The 19,531-nt window shown below is 42.2% G+C and carries 13 protein-coding genes and 1 tRNA gene; 12 read left to right on the top strand and 2 right to left on the bottom strand.

Going from position 1 to position 19,531, the window contains the following annotated elements:
- Nucleotides 1–502 precede the first annotated feature (502 nt).
- From HXT44_RS06070 to HXT44_RS06060, 3 genes are all read left to right on the top strand, one after another.
- The gene (locus HXT44_RS06070) at nt 503–985 is read left to right on the top strand and encodes a holo-ACP synthase (RefSeq protein WP_421782814.1); all 483 of its coding nucleotides are present in this window, start codon (nt 503–505) and stop codon (nt 983–985) included.
- A gap of 120 nt (nt 986–1,105) precedes the next feature.
- A tRNA-Gly gene (locus HXT44_RS06065) sits at nt 1,106–1,179 on the top strand.
- Nucleotides 1,180–1,316: 137 nt separating this feature from the next.
- Nucleotides 1,317–3,323, top strand: a complete 2,007-nt coding sequence (locus HXT44_RS06060) for a GH25 family lysozyme (protein ID WP_421782812.1) — start codon at nt 1,317–1,319, stop codon at nt 3,321–3,323.
- On the opposite strand, the gene HXT44_RS06055 is transcribed toward HXT44_RS06060, so the two are convergent.
- Nucleotides 3,309–5,405, bottom strand: a complete 2,097-nt coding sequence (locus tag HXT44_RS06055) for a hypothetical protein (RefSeq protein WP_233186356.1) — start codon at nt 5,403–5,405, stop codon at nt 3,309–3,311. The two genes, HXT44_RS06060 and HXT44_RS06055, sit on opposite strands and share 15 nt — an antisense overlap.
- Before the next feature lie 93 nt (nt 5,406–5,498).
- Nucleotides 5,499–6,431: a glycosyltransferase family 2 protein gene (locus HXT44_RS06050; RefSeq protein ID WP_012914461.1), complete on the bottom strand. Its 933-nt coding sequence runs from the start codon at nt 6,429–6,431 to the stop codon at nt 5,499–5,501.
- A gap of 405 nt (nt 6,432–6,836) precedes the next feature.
- Between HXT44_RS06050 and HXT44_RS06045 the strand changes: the two genes are divergently transcribed.
- From HXT44_RS06045 to HXT44_RS06005, 9 genes are all read left to right on the top strand, one after another.
- Nucleotides 6,837–8,696 carry a phosphotransferase gene (locus HXT44_RS06045; protein ID WP_421782809.1) on the top strand — a complete coding sequence of 620 codons (1,860 nt, stop codon included), beginning with the start codon at nt 6,837–6,839 and terminating at the stop codon, nt 8,694–8,696.
- Nucleotides 8,697–8,700: 4 nt separating this feature from the next.
- The gene (locus tag HXT44_RS06040) at nt 8,701–9,639 is read left to right on the top strand and encodes a DMT family transporter (RefSeq protein WP_421782807.1); all 939 of its coding nucleotides are present in this window, start codon (nt 8,701–8,703) and stop codon (nt 9,637–9,639) included.
- Nucleotides 9,640–9,739: 100 nt separating this feature from the next.
- Nucleotides 9,740–10,894, top strand: coding sequence for a LicD family protein (locus HXT44_RS06035; RefSeq protein ID WP_116773647.1), 1,155 nt, complete (start codon nt 9,740–9,742; stop codon nt 10,892–10,894).
- An 84-nt stretch (nt 10,895–10,978) separates the two neighbouring features.
- Nucleotides 10,979–13,282, top strand: a complete 2,304-nt coding sequence (locus HXT44_RS06030; protein ID WP_421782805.1) for a hypothetical protein — start codon at nt 10,979–10,981, stop codon at nt 13,280–13,282.
- A gap of 82 nt (nt 13,283–13,364) precedes the next feature.
- The gene (locus HXT44_RS06025; RefSeq protein WP_103013908.1) at nt 13,365–14,615 is read left to right on the top strand and encodes an acyltransferase family protein; all 1,251 of its coding nucleotides are present in this window, start codon (nt 13,365–13,367) and stop codon (nt 14,613–14,615) included.
- 23 nt (nt 14,616–14,638) lie between these two features.
- On the top strand, nt 14,639–15,484 hold the full coding sequence (locus tag HXT44_RS06020) for an ABC transporter permease (RefSeq protein WP_004109231.1): 846 nt from the start codon (nt 14,639–14,641) through the stop codon (nt 15,482–15,484).
- Nucleotides 15,484–16,740, top strand: coding sequence for an ABC transporter ATP-binding protein (locus tag HXT44_RS06015; protein WP_102155635.1), 1,257 nt, complete (start codon nt 15,484–15,486; stop codon nt 16,738–16,740). Before HXT44_RS06020 ends, HXT44_RS06015 begins: the two co-directional genes overlap by 1 nt.
- 57 nt (nt 16,741–16,797) lie before the next feature.
- Nucleotides 16,798–18,537: a glycosyltransferase gene (locus HXT44_RS06010; RefSeq protein ID WP_102155637.1), complete on the top strand. Its 1,740-nt coding sequence runs from the start codon at nt 16,798–16,800 to the stop codon at nt 18,535–18,537.
- The gene (locus HXT44_RS06005) at nt 18,537–19,505 is read left to right on the top strand and encodes a glycosyltransferase family 2 protein (RefSeq protein WP_064621478.1); all 969 of its coding nucleotides are present in this window, start codon (nt 18,537–18,539) and stop codon (nt 19,503–19,505) included. The genes HXT44_RS06010 and HXT44_RS06005 overlap by 1 nt, the downstream gene beginning before the upstream one ends.
- Nucleotides 19,506–19,531 lie beyond the last annotated feature (26 nt).

Here is a 19,531-nt window from a genome sequence, read left to right as displayed (position 1 = left end):
TCTAGTTCTTCTTCAAATACTAATTCTGTGTTTACATAAAGCAACGGTAGACAATAAGTACGCTTATACACATGCTGCATAATATTATATCGTATTTTTGCTATTTTGTCGTAATTTTTTTATTGTTAAGTATTCCATAACTGTAAAATTTCCTGCCGGGGGGGGGGGGGGTGCTCTATGTATAAAATATTGTCATAACGACGAATTATTTAAAATTATCTAAAAGTTTATCGTTTTATAGTAATTTATTCGTATATGAATTAATCACGCTTGTAGCGTTTCTTGTGCACATGCTTAAGCAGGTCGTAGCGTGCATAATTTTCTGGCGTTTGCTGTCGTTTTTGTAGTTTTGGAAAACATTTGCCGTGATTTTCTCGGCGTTTGCTACTGCAGTAAAAGCGCGTAAGTGATTGTTGATTTAAATATATTTTATATAAGATTTTATATAGTATTTTTGCGTAGAACATAAAAAAGTATGTATATGTACTAAAAGTAGGTGTGTATGATTGCAGGAATAGGGCACGACTTGGTAAACGTTGCGCAGTTTGCTGAGCAGACGCAGGATGGCAATGGTTGGCGTGCGCTGTTTTCTGTGCGAGAGCTTCGACAATGTGATCTTCGTGCGCAAGTGAAGAATGATGAGAGAGCTTTACATATTGCAGCACGCTGGGCTGGCAAAGAAGCTGTGATTAAAGCGTGGTCCGAGGCGTTATGCACAATAAATAACCCTTATCCATATACTCTGGATAACATGCCGTGGGCGAGTATTGAGATTCTTGACGATTCCCATGGTTGCCCACGCATTATTCTCAGCTCAGATGTGCATTCGCAACTTGTAAAATCGCTTTTCAGTGCGTCCAGCGAGTGTGTAGATAGTAGTGAGCACATAGATAATATTCGTTGGCATATTTCGCTTAGTCATGACGGATTATTAGACGATAATTCAGCTTTTGCATCAGCTGTTGTAATGCTTGAAGTCTTATAAGAAAAGCTACATTATAAGAAAAATATGTTTTGTGCACTTGTGTCGATGTCACAAGCATCTGTATACTTGAACGAGTCGATGTTTGTGCGTGAATATTTCGTGCAAATATGGTGCGTAATTGCGGACGTAGCTCAATGGTAGAGTCTCAGTCTTCCAAACTGATTACGCGGGTCCGATTCCCGTCGTCCGCTCCATTTTTTATTTTTGCTTTACGTTTTACAATTTTCTTTTTAATGGTTTATTTATTTCAGTTTTTTGTGAAAATCACATGTTTTGCATATTATTTTCACATTTTCATTGAATTTATGCTTGCTATTAGGGTGCTATTGCTATGGTAATAGCGGAGAGACACGTAAAAAACATGTCTGGAGGATTCGTGGGACAGATTATCGTACGTGTATTAGCTGGATTAGTGTCGGCTGCTACTGCTTTCACTATGAATGTCGTTGCGCCGCAAAAATCTTCATCGATTGAACATGTGCATGCAAATGTGCGTGCTAATGTGCATACCAAAAGTGTTGTTAAGCCTATTATTCAATCACATTCTGGCACTGTGTATCAAAGCTCGTTTATTGATAATGAGTATGGTGCGCATTGGAGTGATGCTGATGGCACTACGGCTTTTATTGATGGAAATGATGATGTGTTCGTTAATAACGCTAAGGCGGTTATTGATGTTTCTGAGCATCAAAAAGAAATTGATTGGGATGCTGTAAAAGCTTCTGGAGTAGATGGTGCGATTATTCGTATTAGCTATGGCTGGGATAACGGTTACGATAAGCAAGCTTTGCGCAATATTAGCGAATGTAAGCGTCTTGGTATTCCGTTTGGTATTTACATGTACTCTTATGCTGAAAAAGCTGAAGATGGTGCCGCTGAGGGTGCCGATATTGTGAAGCTTTTGAAGGGTGCTGGAGTAAGCCCTGACGATTTAACGTATCCTGTTTATTACGATTTGGAAAGATGGACTTGGCGAGGTCATCAGCCTCCAACATCGCCTTATGTGTATCAGGATATTGTTGCTTCCTGGTGGAATCAGTTAGTTTCTGCAGGCTACCATAAGCTCGGCGTTTACTCTTATGCAAATTATTTGAGAGGACCATTAAATTCTCAGTATATTCACGAGCGTACAAGCTGGGTTGCTAGCTACGGTTCTCGCGTAGGCTTCCCTATTTCTACAGCATTGCGCGGATGGCAGTACACTTCCGACGGCAGCGTTGACGGAATTGATGGTCGCGTCGATTTGAACGCATTCGGCATGGCTGATGGCGGCGAAATCAATGGTGTTTCTGAGTTTGGTAGCACTATTACTAAGCCTAATTCTTCTAAGCCTTCTGGAGAAACGCGCAACTATGGTAGCTGGACTGTAAAGAGTTCTGGTCGTCGTGAAGTATGGACTAATGGAGACAAGAAGTTTGTGCTCCAGTACGAGCTTCGCGATTCATATTATGCTCATGGCGGCCCTGGTCGTCTTGGTGCTCCTGTTGCTGATGAGGAGAATATGGGTGCTGGCTGGTGGCGTCAGCGTTGCCAGCACGGCGATGTGTTTACGCAGGGTCGAGATAAGAAGTACGTAATCCAGTACGAATTGCGTGACTCCTACTACAAGCATGGTGGTTATGGTCGTCTTGGTGCTCCTGTTGCTGATGAGGAGAATTTGGGTGCTGGCTGGTGGCGTCAGCACTGCCAGCACGGCGATGTGTTTACGCAAGGCCGAGATAAGAAGTACGTAATCCAGTACGAATTGCGCGACTCCTACTACAAGCACGGAAGCTATTCGCGACTTGGCTCGCCTATTTCCGACGAGGAAAACATGGGTGGCGGCTGGTGGCGTCAGCACTGCAAGCACGGCGACGTCTGGACGCATGGCAGAGACATTAAGTACGTGATTCAGTTTGAGTTACGCGACTCTTACCAAGGACATCGCGGTGCTGCTTGGCTTGGCGCTCCTGTTGCCGAAGAGGAAAACATGGGCGGCGGCTGGTGGCGTCAGTGTTGCCAGAATGGTGATGTTTGGACGCATGGTAAGGATAAGAAGTTTGTTATCATGTTTGCTCTTCGTGATTCTTACTATAGGCATCGTGGTGCTGGTTGGCTTGGTGCTCCTGTTGCTGATGAGGAGAATATGGGTGCTGGCTGGTGGCGTCAGCGTTGCCAGAATGGTGATGTTTGGACGCATGGTAAGGATAAGAAGTTCGTTATCATGTTCAATCTTCGCAAGGATTATTATGCGCGCGGTGACTTTAAGAAGCTCGGCGCGCCTATTGAAGATGAACACAATGATGGCAATGGCTTATGGCATCAAAAGTGCCAGAATGTTGTGTTAGAAGCCCACTGATAGCATTTGGCTCCATGCAATAAAAGCATCTGGATTTGTGTATTGTATTTCATTCGCAGCTTCTGTGTGATTTGCAAATACAAGCAAGAATCCTAATACTATCGTTAATGTAGTGCATGCAACGATTAGAGTTTGAGTAGACATTTGGTTCCTATTCAATTCGATATTGTTGCATGCATTTTCTTTATCTAATTGCAACTGCGCATCTTGATTAGCTGAGCAATTTCTTCTAGCAAAACCAATAGATGCAATAATCATAAGAATTATTATTGAATCGCAATAATAACGGTAAAGGCTGCCGCCTAAGCAGTAGTTTACGTAGATTAACATAATCGAGAATGTTATTCCGCTTAAGCACATTATGTATTCGATTTTTTGCATGTACTTGCGTCTTATTAAGAAAATGCCCCAAATAAGTGGCATTGATAGCAGACCAAATGTCATGTGATTAAAGAAACTATTTCCATAATCCGAAATGTTTGAGCTGGTTATTGTAATATACGGGAATTCCGTATCTATGCTTGGTGGCTTTATAAAGAAGTTTATTAACAAGTCTTTGATTTTTAGAGGGTCAAATGCTATACGATTAAATCGCAAGTCAAAATTTGTTAATTGTTCTTCGTTACCAAAGTTAAAGAATGAACCAAAACGCAAGTAGTTATATACTAAGATTCCGGCAAACCCAGCTATTGCAGGAGTTAGGAAGCTTAAAGCTGCAGATACTTTATTTACTACGCTTCTGGAGTTGTTAAGCAGTAAAGCAATAAACAGTGGAGCTATAAACGCAACTGTGGAAATGCAAGAATTTGGTCTACAACCGCATTGCAAAGCTAAGCTTAATCCAGCTAAAGCAAATAATGCATACTGAGTAAATTTAGTCTTAAGCCTTACGGCTTTCAGTGATGCGTAAACAAATAATGTTCCGAAAAATATAGCGCTTACCATAGGAATGTAGTAAATCGATGCAGATGCTTGCAGATAAAAAACAAGGCATCCAAATGGTAAGGCTGCTCCTATAAGCAGCATTGAGCAGTAGTTTATTCGTATTTCAAAGAATGTTATTATTTCTTTCCACAATGCAAATAATGCTGGTATTGTAATTGCTGCAAATAATGTTGTGACCATTATTGCGCTCGGCATCCAAGCTGGGAACAAAGCGTTAAACGGCAAATAAGTTAAAATAAACGGTACTATTCCAAAGTAGCAATAATATTTGCCATTATGCAGCACAACATCCCATATTGCAGGAGTTCCCTCGCGCACTAATTGCATTCTTTTGCCAATGCTAAATGGGTTTGTTGAATGCAATAAGCCATTTGGTGGGTCTTGTAGCAAAGATAGCGATCCTTGTTTCCAGGCTTTTAACTGCTCTGTATATGGGTTTCCGTCTATAAAATCGTATTTATCGTAGGAGAGTGGAACGCGTATTCGATTATAAGTGTTTAATCGGAGCCAAATATACAGTGAGAATCCGGTTACTATTGCGCACAAAGCCCAAAAAATTATGGTTTGAGCTCGATCTCCTTGAATATAGGCTATTTTGTGCCATTTTTTCTTACGTATAGTTATAATCGCGGATCCAAAAACGAATAATATAGCCCATTTTCCATAGTTTATGTGCAACTTGTATTTTGGATTAATTGTTATATTTTTAACAACGATTCCGTTTGGCGTTTCATTAAAGTGTAATTTTATTTTGTTTAGTTTTCCGTGACTTTCTAAACGTACTTTAGTCGTATTAAATTTTCCTGTTGTTATTTTAAATTGGCTAGCTAAAGCGTATCCAGGAGCTACACCAAAGTCTTCTAATTCTACGCTTCCAGTTACGTAATAAACTGGTTTTGTTTGTTGTAGCGAAATCTCTAATGTTTTGCTGTACGTGTTTAAGTTTGTGAATTCTACATCTGCGCCATTTTTAGATATATGTACGCCGTCATTTTTGTATTTTGCATATATTTCATCACGGCTTGCGTTTGTAGAGTCTTCTGCTTGTTCAGCTTTTACTTCTTTTACTGTGCTTAAATTTATGCTTTGTGTTTTAAATCCTAATTCGGATGCTTGAAATAAGTTACTAAAAAACATTAGTGTTATTAGTCCGCTTATAACAAAGCACACTATATATGGCAAATAAGTTTTTAGTTTAAGATTGTTTTTTATGACGGCTCGCACAGGTTGCTACTTTCTATTTCTTTTTATGTAATCAAAAAGGTTTACTTGTTCTATAAAACGTTTGCGCTCATTTTTGGCTAAAATCTCAAGAATAATTCCGGAAATAAAGAATAGTAATCCTGTAATAATTAGCATTACAGCACCAATTAGAGTAGGGAAGCGTGTTACTAGGTGTGTGCGCCAAAATTCTATGAATGGAAGCATGCATGCTCCTACTCCGCACAGTGTTATTATTACGCCAAGTGTTCCAAAGAAAGGCATTGGTTTGTATTCGCGAATCATGTGAAAAATGGTTGAAAGCACTCGAATACCGTCTCCAACTGTGTCTAGCTTGCTAACTGATCCTTCTGGGCGGTCACGATACTGAATTGGCATTTCGTACAGTTTTATATTGTTGTTAAGCGAATGAATTGTCATTTCTGTTTCAACTTCAAATCCGCGCGAAAGTACAGGATAAGTCTTTACGAATGAAAAAGAAAAAGCACGGTAGCCTGTCATAATATCAGTTACTTTTGCGTGGAAAAGCGTGTTAATTGCGCCTCTAACTAAACGATTTCCAAAATTGTGGAATGGTCGCTTATTCTCTTGGAAATACGTAGAACTTAGACGGTCGCCAATAACCATGTCGTAGCCTTCAATAACTTTGGCGACCATGTTTGGTGCCGCTTCAGCGGGATATGTGTCGTCGCCGTCTGCCATTACGTAAACATCTGCGTCTATGTCTTGGAACATTGCACGAATCACATTGCCTTTGCCTTGTCTAGGTTCTTTGCGAACTACAGCACCTGCTTCTTTGGCTATTTTTGCAGTATTGTCCGTTGAGTTGTTGTCGTACACGTATATTGTTGCTTCTGGAAGTGCAGCCTTAAAGTCTTTAACAACTTTTTCAATGGTGATTGCCTCGTTATAGCACGGCAGCAGCACTGCGACAGAAGTCATAATATGTCCCTTCATAATGGCGAATGGTGCGCATGGAATGAGCAGTAATGTTCTTATACTATGTGCATATCACTGTTATCTTACCTATTGTTGTGGATTGTAGTGCAACAATCTATTTGCGTTTATGTGGCAGTGTGCAGTACTGTGCGTAGTACTTGCGCATATAGTCTGCTATACTGCGTGGCAAGTGTTATGTAATTTTTTCAAGTTATGTAATGAATGTGAGTATTAAGAATAGTTATGGTGCCATGCAATACGTATAAAAGTGTATGCTGCAAACAGTGTCAAATGTTCAAAATAAACTAATAATAATTATTTTTGAACACCTTTGTGCATACTATACTAATGCAACAAAATGTATAGAGCCATCATTATGCACCTCGGCTAGTGCATGGAGACACTGTTATGGAAGCATATTCAGCATTAACTCATAACGAATTTGCTGTAATATCAGCATTGCAACGTTTGTCAGGAAGTAATCAACGTACTATAGCTGAGCATACGAAGCTTTCATTAGGCACAGTAAATAGTGCGTTACGCGATGCTATTCAGCATGGGTTTGTTGTTAATGGTGAAGTTACATCAAAAGGTCTTACCGCACTCGAACCGCATCGCGTCCACAATGCGGTGATTATGGCAGCTGGCCTTTCCTCCCGCTTTTCCCCGATTTCTTACGAATTGCCAAAAGGTTTACTCACTGTGCGCGGCGAAGTGCTTATGGAACGACAAATTCGTCAATTACAAGCGGCAGGAATTAACGATATTAGCGTAGTAGTTGGATACAAGCAGGAACGTTTCTTCTATTTGGAAGACAAGTTTACTAAAGGCGATTTTTGCGTAAAAATCGTGCCAAATAAGGAATATCGTGAGCGCAACAACAACAGTTCAATCATGGCTGTTGCTCACCTTTTAAGTAACACGTATATTTGTTCTTCTGACAATTATTTCGACGAAAATCCTTTTGAACCATACGTGTGGAAGGCTTACTATTCTGCGCAATATCAACGGGGCCGCACTAAAGAGTGGTGTATGAGTGTAGGTGCGCACGATCGCATTACTTCGGTAACTATTGGTGGCAGTGATGCGTGGTACATGATTGGTCACGTGTATTTTGACAGCGAATTTTCGGCTAAGTTTGTGCGAATTTTGCGTGCGGAATATGATTTGCCGCAGACTGCTGGCAAGTTGTGGGAAGACATTTTGATTGAGCATTTAGACGAGCTTGATATGCGCATGCGCCGCTACGATACGCCGATTATTCACGAGTTCGATTCGTTAGATGAGCTTCGCGAGTTTGATCCGCTATTTTTGGAAAATGTTGACAGTGAAGTTTTTGACCGCATCGTTAAGGTGCTTGGTTGCAAAAAGTCGGATATTCGCGACGTTTACCCGTTGAAAAATGGTTTGACGAATCTTTCTTGCCATTTTATGGTTGGTTCTAACGAGTATGTGTACCGTCATCCGGGGGTTGGCACGGATGTGTTGGTGAATCGCCAGGCTGAGGATGAGGCTTTGCGTGCGGCGCAGCACCTTGGTTTGGACGGTACGTTGGTTGCGGATGATCCGAAGTATGGCTGGAAAATTTCGCATTTTTTGAAAGGTTGTCGTACCGCTGATTTTCACGATTCTTGCGATTTGCGCGAAGGTATGCGTCTGATTCGTAAGCTTCACAACAGTGGTGCTACGGTGAGTAGGTGCTTCGATTTTTATGAGGAATCTCAGCGTTATTTGCGCGATTTGCGCGCCCGCCGTGTTGCGTTGCCTGAGGGCGCTGACGCTTTGCTTCATAAGGTTGATTGTTTGCATGAGTGCGTGAGTAAAGATGCTTGTCAAAAAATTTGCTTGGCGCACAACGATATATTGGGTGCGAATGTGCTTGTGGATGTTGCTGGACGCTACCATCTGATTGATTGGGAGTATGCGGGGATGTCGGATTATGCGCAGGATTTGGGTACGTTGTGCGTGTCTGACGCGCTTAATGAGCAGGAATTTGACGCGGTTCTAGCGGAGTATTTTGAGCGCAATCCTACTTGTGCTGAGCATCGTCATTGCATGGCGTACGTTGGTTTTGCGGGGTGGTGTTGGTATTTGTGGTCGTTGGTAAAAGAGGCTGAGGGGGAGCCTGTAGGTGACTGTCGTTATTTGTATTACCGTTATGCGAAACGTTATGTCGACCGCGCTTCGAGCGAATATGGTACCGTATCCGCTGAATCCTCTGAATCTGCTGGTTGTGACGGGTCTGCAGGCTCTGTAGCAAAGGTGTGATTTTATGAAATATTCCTTAATAAGCGGCCTTTTTTGGGGAGTCGACACTGCTTTGCTTGCGGTATTGGTTGCGTTATCTGTTCATGGTTTAACACCTTCTGCAGTATGGTATGTGGGCGTTGTGGGTGCTTGCGTTCACGACGTTGTGTGCGCTGTAATATTGTGGATTTATATGGCTTGTCGTTCAAAGTTGCGCGAAACTGTTGCTCTTTGCAAACGTACGAAATTGATTGTGCCTATTGTGTTGAGTTCGCTTCTTGGAGGCCCAATTGGTATGACCGGTTACGCTATTGCGGCAAGCAATATTGGTGCCGGTTACGCTGCTGCGATTTCCGCACTGTACCCGGCCTTTGGCATAGTACTTTCTTCTATTGTGTTGCGCGAACGCTTAAGTGCGTTGAAATATTGTGCTTTTGCTGTAACGCTTATTGCGGTAGGAGTGCTTGGCTACTGTTCTTGCGCGGAATCTTCAACTGCAACTGTCTTCTCTCCGGGCAGCATAGTCTTAGGTTTGATTGCGGCTATTTTCAGTGTTATTGGTTGGGGAAGTGAAGCCGTTGCTTGCGCGTGGGCTACCAGAAAGCAAAGCGTGGACGACGAAGTAATGCTGCACGTGCGCGAAACTGTTTCCGCACTGTCGTACGCCTTACTCATTGTGCCGTTGTGTACGATACTGCCGGTTTTTAGCGTAAAGATTATGCAATCAGCCGGCTTTATTGCGTTAGCTATATTTATAGCGTTACTTGGTGCTGCTTCCTACTTGTGCTACTACCGCGGTATTGCTCAGGTTGGTGCGACGCGCGCTATGGCTGGAAATATTACGTACGCGGTGTGGAGCATGATTGCAGCAGCGTTACTTTCTCAAACGATTCCGCCGCTTATTGCGTGGGTTTGTTGCGTGGTGATAATTGCGGGGACGGTAGTGGTGGCTTCCGAAAAATAATCGCAACGGAGTATGATAAACCTGTATTGCATTGTGGCAACAGTTTATAGCAGTACGCTATAGCAAGTATGTTTTTAAATAATGAGGGAGTAATGAACTTATGGTTTCGCAGTTACGTCGCATAGTGAGTTGGATAATAGGCAGACTCCCTTCGTCAAAACGCTCTATTGTGGAAGTGCGCGAGCAGCTGAGTGCTATTCAAACGCAAATTTCTCGATTGCAAGAATGTGTCGACGCTCGCTGCGCTCATCTTGAGGTTGGGCAGTATAACGTTGAGAAGTCGTTGCGTGCGGAGATTTTGACGAATCGTGAGCAGTCTTCGATTATGGCTTGGTCAAACTATAGGAAAGATGGCGAAAGTAGCGTGGATGCACATAAGCGTTTCTTCCTTAGTTTGCCGAAAGCTACAGGTTCTATGCGCGTTATACAACGTGGTTGCGCGTCGCTGCTGAGCGAGTTTGCGCAGATTGCGCAGCAGCATAATCTTCAGTATTGGGCTGATTTTGGTACGCTGCTCGGTTGCGTGCGTCATCGTGGGTTTATACCTTGGGATGACGATGTTGACTTGGGTATGATGCGAGAGGATATTGATAAGCTGCTAACGATGTTGCGCGAGGATGCCGCGTTGTGCGCGCGCTACCGTGCGGTGCTCGTGTACGATCCGTACGTGTGCTGCCGTCAGTTGCGGTTCCGTTACGCGAATAATAGTAATCCTTGTTTTTTGGATATTTTCTTCTACGATTACGCGCCTGATTTGACGCCTGAACAGCAGCAGAGTTTTGTGTCTTTGCGTAAGGATTTGCAGCAAGAGTTGCGTTCGCAGACTTTTTTCAACACATGGCTTGACCGCGGTTATGTTGAGCAGGGCGGCGAATACACTGCTGATATTGAACAGATTTTTCAGAGTTTCCAAAAGAAGGCTGTAAACCAGGGGCTTGTGGTGAGTAAGTCTTGCGCGCGCAACGTGGTGTACGGTTTGGATAATGTTGATGCTGAGAATTTGTATATTGCACGATGTGCCGAAATGTTTCCAGTAAAAATGGCAACTTTTGAAGATTTTTCTGTTGCTATACCGCAGTTATCGGAAGATATTTTGGAACGCGTGTATGGTGATATTTATCAGCTGCCGTCGGATATTATTACGCACTTCCGTCATGTTGACTGCGAATCCTTGCATAGCAGTCATACTGACGATGTAATCGAGCAGGATATTCGTTCAAATCCGTATGCGATCGATTGTGGCAGACTTGAGTGAGTTATGTAACGCTACAAAACGGTAACTCTACAAAACAGTAACGTTAAGAATGGCAATAGTACGAAGGAATTAACAGGTGTGCATATGGGCGATACGAGCAATAGTAACGGTAATGCGACTGCTGTAAATGATGTGGCGGCAGAAAGAAACGTAACGATGGCGGGTAGTGCAGTAAGTAGCACAATAAGTGGTGCAATAAGCAGTGCGATACAGTGCAGTCGCGATTGTGCTCGCGCTATGCGTTCTGTTTTACGACGCATATCGCTAATTATGCCGCTTATTATTGTGCTTCTGCTGGAACTTGTATGGTTCAACTTTCCGGCAATCGAATCGTCAGGATTCAATCCAACTCCTGTTCAGAGAGTTTCAACCGGTGCAGGTTTGACGCGTCACGGCGACGTGTACACAGTTACCGGCAAAAACGATCAATACATACAATTGCATTACGCTCAGCCTTCTCAAATAAATAACATTTACGTCGATACGCGCTCGCCTCACACTCGCACACTCGATATTGCTGTGTATGTGTTGGATGGCGGCAATAGTACTTCCTATATTCAAGTTGCGTCTCAGCCAGTTACGTCGAATGTGAACGATACGAAGTATGTGCGCGTGCATGCGGTTGATAAAGTTGCGGGCTTGCGTTTGAGCACGAAGCTTCAGAAAGGCGATTCTTTTACAATTGCTAATCTTGCGTTGAACCAGCGTAGACCGTTACATATTTCACTTATTCGTGTCGTGATGTTGTTGCTGATTGCTTACGCGATATACGCGTTGGCTCCGCGTTCGCGCATTTATAAAGAAGCACTTGATTTGCGTGTGCGCAAGCAGCAGTTGTGGCTTGTTGCGTTAATGCTAGTGCAGTGCGCAATACTTATTGGAGTAACGAAAGTTACTGGTACTCAACACATGTTTACAGCTGGTGTGTGTAATAACGGCGGCTTTATATGTGACGCCAACCAGTACAATCACCTCGCCAACAGTCTGCTCAAAGGTCACCTGTACTTGGATCTGCCGGTTCCTGACTGGCTGCCGAATATGAGCAACCCTTACGATGCAGGCGCGCGCTACGCCATGTCGATAAAAACTGGTCAACCAACTTACTGGGATTATGCGTTCCACGGAAGCCACTACTTTACTTACTTCGGCGCACTTCCTGCACTGTTACTTTTTGTGCCGTTCAAAGTACTTACCGGCCACGATTTGCGTACAGATTACGCCGTCGCCTTCTTTGCTGTCGCTTTCGCAATTGCTTCTATCTATCTTATGGTGCAATTACTTCGACGCTTCTTCCCAAAGCGATCCTTCGGCTTCCTTGTGCTGTCGCATCTCGTTATGCTCATGTCCAGCGGAGTGCTAATTCAGGCGTATCTGCCGCAAATCTACTCGCTTCCTATGCTGTCATCATTGTGTTTCACCTGCTTAGGACTGGGATTGTGGCTACAAGCGCGAACTACTCAAGATGCTCTTTCTGAAACCCCGTACTTACGGAAGTCGCTACTCATTCTGGGAGCAGTATGTATTGCACTAAACCTATGGTGTAGACCGCAATTTATTCTGGCGTCACTGTTTGCTTTCGTAATTTTTAAGGAAGAAATCGTAAAGTACCGTCTATTTTTTGCCTTCAAACGAAGCAGCATAATCAATACTATATGCGTAATCGCACCAATGATTCTTATAGGCTTAGCCGCCTGCTGGTACAACTACGCGCGTTTCGGTTCTCCACTCGATTTTGGTGCAACCTACAATCTCACCGGTTTTGACATGGTTCACCGCTCCTACTCTTGGGCGCGAATCCCATGGGGAGTATGGATGTACCTGTTCCAGCCTATTACTATTACGCCAGTTTTTCCGTTTATGGAACAATCCGTGCTGCCGTCAATGTTCCACGGGCAAATCATTATGGAGCCATTCTTTGGCGGCCTACTCGCTTACTCTCCTGTATGCGCAGCCGTAGTACTGTACCCGGTAGTAAAGCAACAATTACGCAAAAAGCAGCTTGCTGGATTCTTTACGCTCGGCTTAACATTGTCGATACTGCTTATGGTATTAGATGCGGAAGTAGTAGGAATTTCCAGCAGGTACTTTAGTGATTTTGGCTGGCTGCTAGCGTTGTGTGCAATTATGGTGATTGCAAGTCTTGTAGACAAAGTCTCGTCTTGCGCGCACATGGTTGACGTTCCTTCTGGTTGCGTCAACGAAACAGGCGAGGAGTCGCCTTCTAAAGCCAACTTTAAGTTAATGCACAAAGTTTTGATTATTCTGGTGATTTCCAGCGTGGGCTTGTGTTCCTTAAACCTCCTTGCCAACGGACGATACTCAGACCTTCAAGGCACTAGGCCGAGTATATACAGAAGTATCGAATCCTGGTTCTCGCCACTTACGTAACAGACGAATCAGTTGCAATTTGGTTACTATTAGTAAATTACAATTCAGATAATTTGAAGAAGAAAATTTTGAAGAAGAAAATATGGTAGTAGAACAGAAACAATCAGCGCAAAAAGTAGCGTCTTCTGCACAAGCTCAAGCGGTATTACAATCGAGCAAAGACCTGCAAAATGGCACGCAAAAAGACCTGCAAGTTGAAGTCTTGCGAATTATTGCAATGCTTATGATTGTGGCCTGCCACATGATCATACATTTGAACATTCGCGAGCACAGTTTCAATATGGAACTTTTGCCGGCTCCAGGCTTGCGTTCAGCACTTAAATTCTTAGTCGTACAATACGGTCAAGTTGGTGTCTCAACCTTCTTTATTATTTCCGGCTACTTTTTATGTCGCAAAACCTTCCGCTACCGACGCGTTTTTGCAGCGTGGGCGCAAATGTTCTTCTACTGCATTATCGTGCTGGCAGTAACCTTCGTAGCAGACTGCTTTGGCTTACTTCCGGAAAATTTGAGCAACTTACTTCACGGAAAAGAACTTGTCTACACGCTGTTATGGAATGTGACGCCATTTACTTACCGAAGCTATTGGTTCATGAGCGCGTACTTAATCATGCTCATGTTCATGCCTTTTATCAACATTCTTATAAGTCACATGACTCAGCGCAATCATGCTATGCTGCTGGTACTTCTTGCGTCAATCTCACTTATTCCGCTATATTTTGGCAAAAATTATACTTGGAACGATATTATTTACGCAATTTTTGGATATTTAGCCGGAGCTTTTATTGCGCAGTACGGTAGCGGAATAAAAAAACTTACTACGAAGCGACTTTGTGCGTGCGTAGCAATATCTACTGTTCTTATGCTCGCTTTCGACTATGTTGCTTCATCCGGGAATAAGTTTGTGCGAGTTCTTACGTGGGATCAGCAGATCCATGGCGGCATTGGAATACTGCCAATGATTATTGCAATGTGTATTTTCATTCTCGTACACCGAATAAATATGCTGCGAATTAAAGGACTAGCAAGAACTGTAATTTTGCGCGTTTCCAAAGCAACTTTCGGAGTGTACCTTCTTCACGAGCACATGTTTATTTTCATAGCGTTGTGGACGTTCGTGGCGTGGATGCTTCCTACAACTTCCTCAAGCGCACTCATAGTGCTACTTTACGCAATTACTTTAATTTGTACGTACGCAGCACTTTCAGTTGTTGCAGTTGTAATAGATCTCGTTATCAAACCAATTTCCAACCGAATTGCGCTAACTTTGGAGCATGTCGCCAATTGCGTATGTTCTGTGCACAAAACGGATTCGCAATCCAAAATGGAGTAAGTAACTGGTAAACTATATATCTTGTGAAAAACATTGTAGATAAGTTGCGCGCAAGATACCACTATTCGTGGGTGGTTCTTAAAGAGCTGGTGAAAACTGATTTCAAATTGCGCTACCAAGGGTCTTTCTTGGGAGTTGCGTGGTCGGTTTTGCGACCGCTTATGCTGTTTTGCGTAATGTATGCAGTGTTTGCAAAGTTTTTGCGAATGTCGGATGGCACGCCCACCTATCCAGTTGTGCTTTTGCTTGGCATTAGCGCATGGCAGTTCTTTGGCGAGGCTACTTCGATTGGTTTACGTGCGGTGGTAGACCGTGGAGATTTGCTGCGTAAAATCCATTTTCCTAACTATATTGTGGTGGTTTCGGCAACTGTTGGCGCGTTAATCAGTTTTGCAATAAATCTTGTGGTAGTAATCATTTTTGCCATCTGCTCAGGCGTGCAATTTACGTGGTGGGTGCTATTAGTTCCTTTGAATTGTATACAGTTGTACGCATTAGCATTAGGCGTAACGCTGCTGCTAGCAACTATGTACGTGTATTTTCGCGACATTGCGCACTTGTGGGACGTGGCGCAACAAGTACTGTTTTACGCAATGCCAATCATTTACCCTCTAAGCATGGTGATTGGTAATAATTCTTTAGGAAGATGGGGAACGGTTATTGCAAAAGTGCAGTTACTTAACCCTATTGCACAATGTATTCAAGATTTGCGCCACAATCTTGTAGCACCTCTTACTCAGCCTACTGTGTGGAATTTAGTAGGGTCTCCTTTGCTGATGATGGTTCCGGTAGTATTAACCGTAATCTTGTGTGTGCTCGGCGTCGCAGTGTTCCGCAAGTGCAATCGTAAGTTTGCTGAGGTGATGTAATGAGCGAGATTGAGTTGACAAATACTGAAAAAGAAGAGTTGCAACCAGTCGTACTTTCAGTAGAACACGTAGGCAAATACTTTAAGCTACCAACTGAGCAAGCAAGCGGTTTGAAACAGGCGTTTATTAATTGGACGCGTGGTATCAAAGGCTACAAAGAACAGCACGTTCTGCGTGATATCAACTTTGAAGTACGCAAAGGCGACTTCTTCGGCATCGTAGGACGCAACGGAAGCGGCAAATCAACCCTACTCAAACTCATCTCTGGAATCTACGTACCAGACTCCGGACGCATACACGTCAACGGAAAACTCGTGCCATTCATTGAGCTTGGCGTAGGCTTCAACCCAGAACTAACCGGTCGCGAAAACGTGTTTTTAAATGGAGCACTATTAGGTTTTACGCGCTCGCAAATTGAAAACATGTATGACGATATAGTGCATTTTGCAGAACTTGAAGAGTTTATGGATCAAAAACTTAAAAACTACTCTTCTGGTATGCAAGTGCGTCTTGCATTTTCAGTTGCAATTCAAGCTCAGGGAGATATTCTAGTACTTGATGAAGTTCTTGCAGTTGGAGATGAAGCTTTTCAAAGAAAATGCGATGAATATTTTGCAAAGGTTAAAAAAGACGTAAGTAAAACAGTTATTCTCGTTACGCACGATATGAACGCAGTAAAGCGTTATTGCAATAAAGCTATTCTTATTAAGAATGGCGAAGTGATTGTTAACGGAGATAAAGACGATGTTGCAAATCGTTATACTCTAGAAAATCTTTCTAGCCAAAATGGCGGAGAAAGTGAAGATAGTTATGCTGTTGGCTTGAATGAGCGAGTGCCATTTATGCGCATTGTTCCTTTGAGTAAGCAGTTGCTTAATTGTAAAGAAAAATTCCGTTTTGCTATTGAATATGAATTCAATGAGCCTGGGAAATATTTTATAGCTGTAGCAATGCACGACATAAAACGTGGAGGAATCACGTATGATTCTGGAGCAGATAAAATTGAGCTCGAAGGAACAGGAAGACAAAAAGTTGAATTTGAAGTGCCTCTTAAAATCTTAAATAATGGCGAATTTAAGCTTGTTGCCTCTCTTCGTACTAGAAGCAAAACTGATCCTGAATTAACAGATATGGTTGCGTTTACTAACGACAGTAATTCGTGCATGTTTGCTGTAAGAGATAGTCAAAACCGTGAGTATGCGCTCTTAAATGACAATGCAATGACTTTTACTTGCTTAAAGCATTATAAATGCTAGCTTTATTTATTGCTGGTTTTATATGTGCTAAAGGCTAAAAATAAGGGTGTTTTAGTAATGAATTTCTTTAATCTAGATGTTAATGCAAAAACTTATATAGACTCTTTAAGCGAGCGTCAACGCAGGCTTATTGTGGGCGCTATAAACTATCATTCATTAACTGCACCGTCTAGAACTTTGCAATATCAAGTTTACATGGGTCAAAAATGGCAGTATCCTCGTTTAGCTGATTTCTCAGTTTTTGACGGTGCTTGTACAAAAAACGAAGGATTGAAACCAATCGCAACTTTTAGTGCACAATCAACTGTTAAAACTAATAGCGAATACACAAAAGAATTTTGGAATGAAGGCAAACTGTTTAAAGATAATGGCGTTAGGTATTTGTTGCTGACACCAGATGATGCAACCGACGATGATGTGATGTCTCACTGGGCTTCTGATACGTTAAAGCAGCACATTTACAAAGAGTGTGAATTACACGCACCTTCTATGTTTGATGTTGTTAGGGAAGTAATGCGCAAAAAACGCGAGTGTGATTCGAAGAAACTTGTTGAAGCGTATTGTCCTTGGAATAAAAAGAAGTTTGATTATGTTGCAAATGCTCACCAAAGAGAAATTGCAAAACAAGAAAATTGGGATTTATCAAATATAAAAGATGCTAGATTGGACTGTGTTTCTCCTGCTAAAAGAGTTGAAGGAGCTAAAAAAGCTATTATTATAGGTTTGCATTGGCTGCAAGCTGGTGGTGCAGAAAGATGGGCTGTAGAAACAATAAAACTTGCCAAAAAAGCTGGTTTTGTGCCAATTGTTATCACAGATAGAGACGGTCACCAGCCGTGGATTACGAAAGATTTCTGTGATGATGCTCTTGTATTACCACTTACTCCACCAATTAGAGAATATTGGGCGGATGTTCCACTTTTAAGATCTTTGTTTGAGCAATTTGACATTAAAGCAATAGCAATACACCATTGCCAATGGCTTTACGACCATATTTGGTGGGCTAAACAATTCTCCCCAGAAACACATATTATTGATTCGCTGCATATTGTTGAATACATAAATTGTGGAGGATATCCGCATGAAGCTGTAACACACGATAAGTGGATTGATTTGCACCATGTTATTTCTCCACAACTTGAAAATTGGTTGCATGATGTGCATGGTATTGAATCTTCCAAGATTGTTGACGCTCCACTTATTGGTCTTACTGCTGGAATTGGAAACGATTGCGTATCGCCGAGAAAAAATAAAAATGTTCTGAATGTTGCTTTTGTTGGAAGGATTGCAAGACAAAAACGTCCAGAAGCGTTTGTTCTTGTTGCAAAAGCTTTAAACAAAAAATATCCAGGAAAATTCCACTTCATTTTGCATGGAGATGGCGAATTAGACACATATGTTTCAGAACTTATATCTAGGTATGGTCTTGAAAACGTTATTGAGCGCAGATCTATGAAAATTCCAGCTCAAAAAACGTATGATGATGCGGACGTGCTACTTATTAGCTCTGTAAACGAGGGTATTACGCTTACAACTATTGAAGCGCTTTCTAATGGAGTTCCAGTAATTTCATCGGATGTTGGATCGCAAAAAACTGTTATAGCAAAAAGTGCGTTATTGCCAAGAATGACTTCTAGTTTTGTTAAAGCGTCTGTAAAGGAATTGTTTAAGATTATGGAGAATGATTCATATCGTTCATTATTGTTAAAAGAAGAAGTTGAAAAATTGCGCAATTTTGCAAAACTCGAATCTGCAGAAACGTTATTTACTAAGTTATTTGAAGAATGGAGCAAGTAATGTCAAATGCTCAAGTAGTGGATGCTAATAAATCAAAAGATAGCGTTAATGTTGCGGCTGTTGTAGTAACTTTTAACAGGTTAGAGAAACTAAAAACCGTATTGGCTTCGTTAGAATCTCAAACGCGACTTCCAAATCAACTAATCATTGTCAACAATGCTTCAACTGATGGCACGGATAAATATTTGGAAGAGTACACTCGCGATTTTGCGAATGGTCATTTGGAGAATCGAGTAAATCTTACTGTTGTAAATTTGCCAGAAAACGTTGGCGGTGCAGGCGGTTTTAGTGCTGGTATGCGTAAAGGGTACGAGCTTGGCGCAGATTTCGTGTGGATTTTTGACGACGATGGCTATCCTCAGCCACAAGCTTTGGAAAAGCTTCTAGATGGATTTAATGCTGCCGTAGGTGAGCTTGGTGCGGATGTTCCGTATGCTTGCTCAATGGTGAAGTTCGTGGACGGATCGATTTGCGAAATGAACAATCCAGTACCAACGTGGGATTGGGGAAGGCTTATTGCTAAAGGATTTAACAATCTCGTTATGGTTACAAGCTGTTCGTTTGTGTCGGTGCTTATTCCTCGTTGGGTTATAGAAAAGTACGGATTGCCATTTAAAGAATACTTTATTTGGTTCGATGATGCCGAATATACACTTCGTATTACGCGTGTATGCCCGGGCGTGCAGGTTCTCGATAGTGTAATTATGCATGACATGGGAGCAAACAAGGGTGTGAACTTTACAATGATTGACAAAAAGAATGCTTGGAAATTCGCATACGGCGTGCGTAATCAAGCATCTTACCGTTTGCATCACGAAGGTAAAGCAAAATACTTGCTTTTCTGCGCAAATGTAGTTCGTCAAATGCGAAGAGGGCATGTTGAGAGAAAGTTGCGCCGCAAAATGATTGGTCAAATGCTAAAAGCGATTAGATTTAATCCAAAAGTTGATTTTCCTAAAAATAAGTAGCGCAACAAGCGAAATGCTAGGTTAAT

The organism is Gardnerella sp. DNF01198P (genome assembly GCF_049244165.1).
GTDB classification, from domain to species: Bacteria; Actinomycetota; Actinomycetes; order Actinomycetales; family Bifidobacteriaceae; genus Bifidobacterium; species Bifidobacterium swidsinskii.
This window is presented reverse-complemented; position numbering and strand designations above follow the sequence as displayed.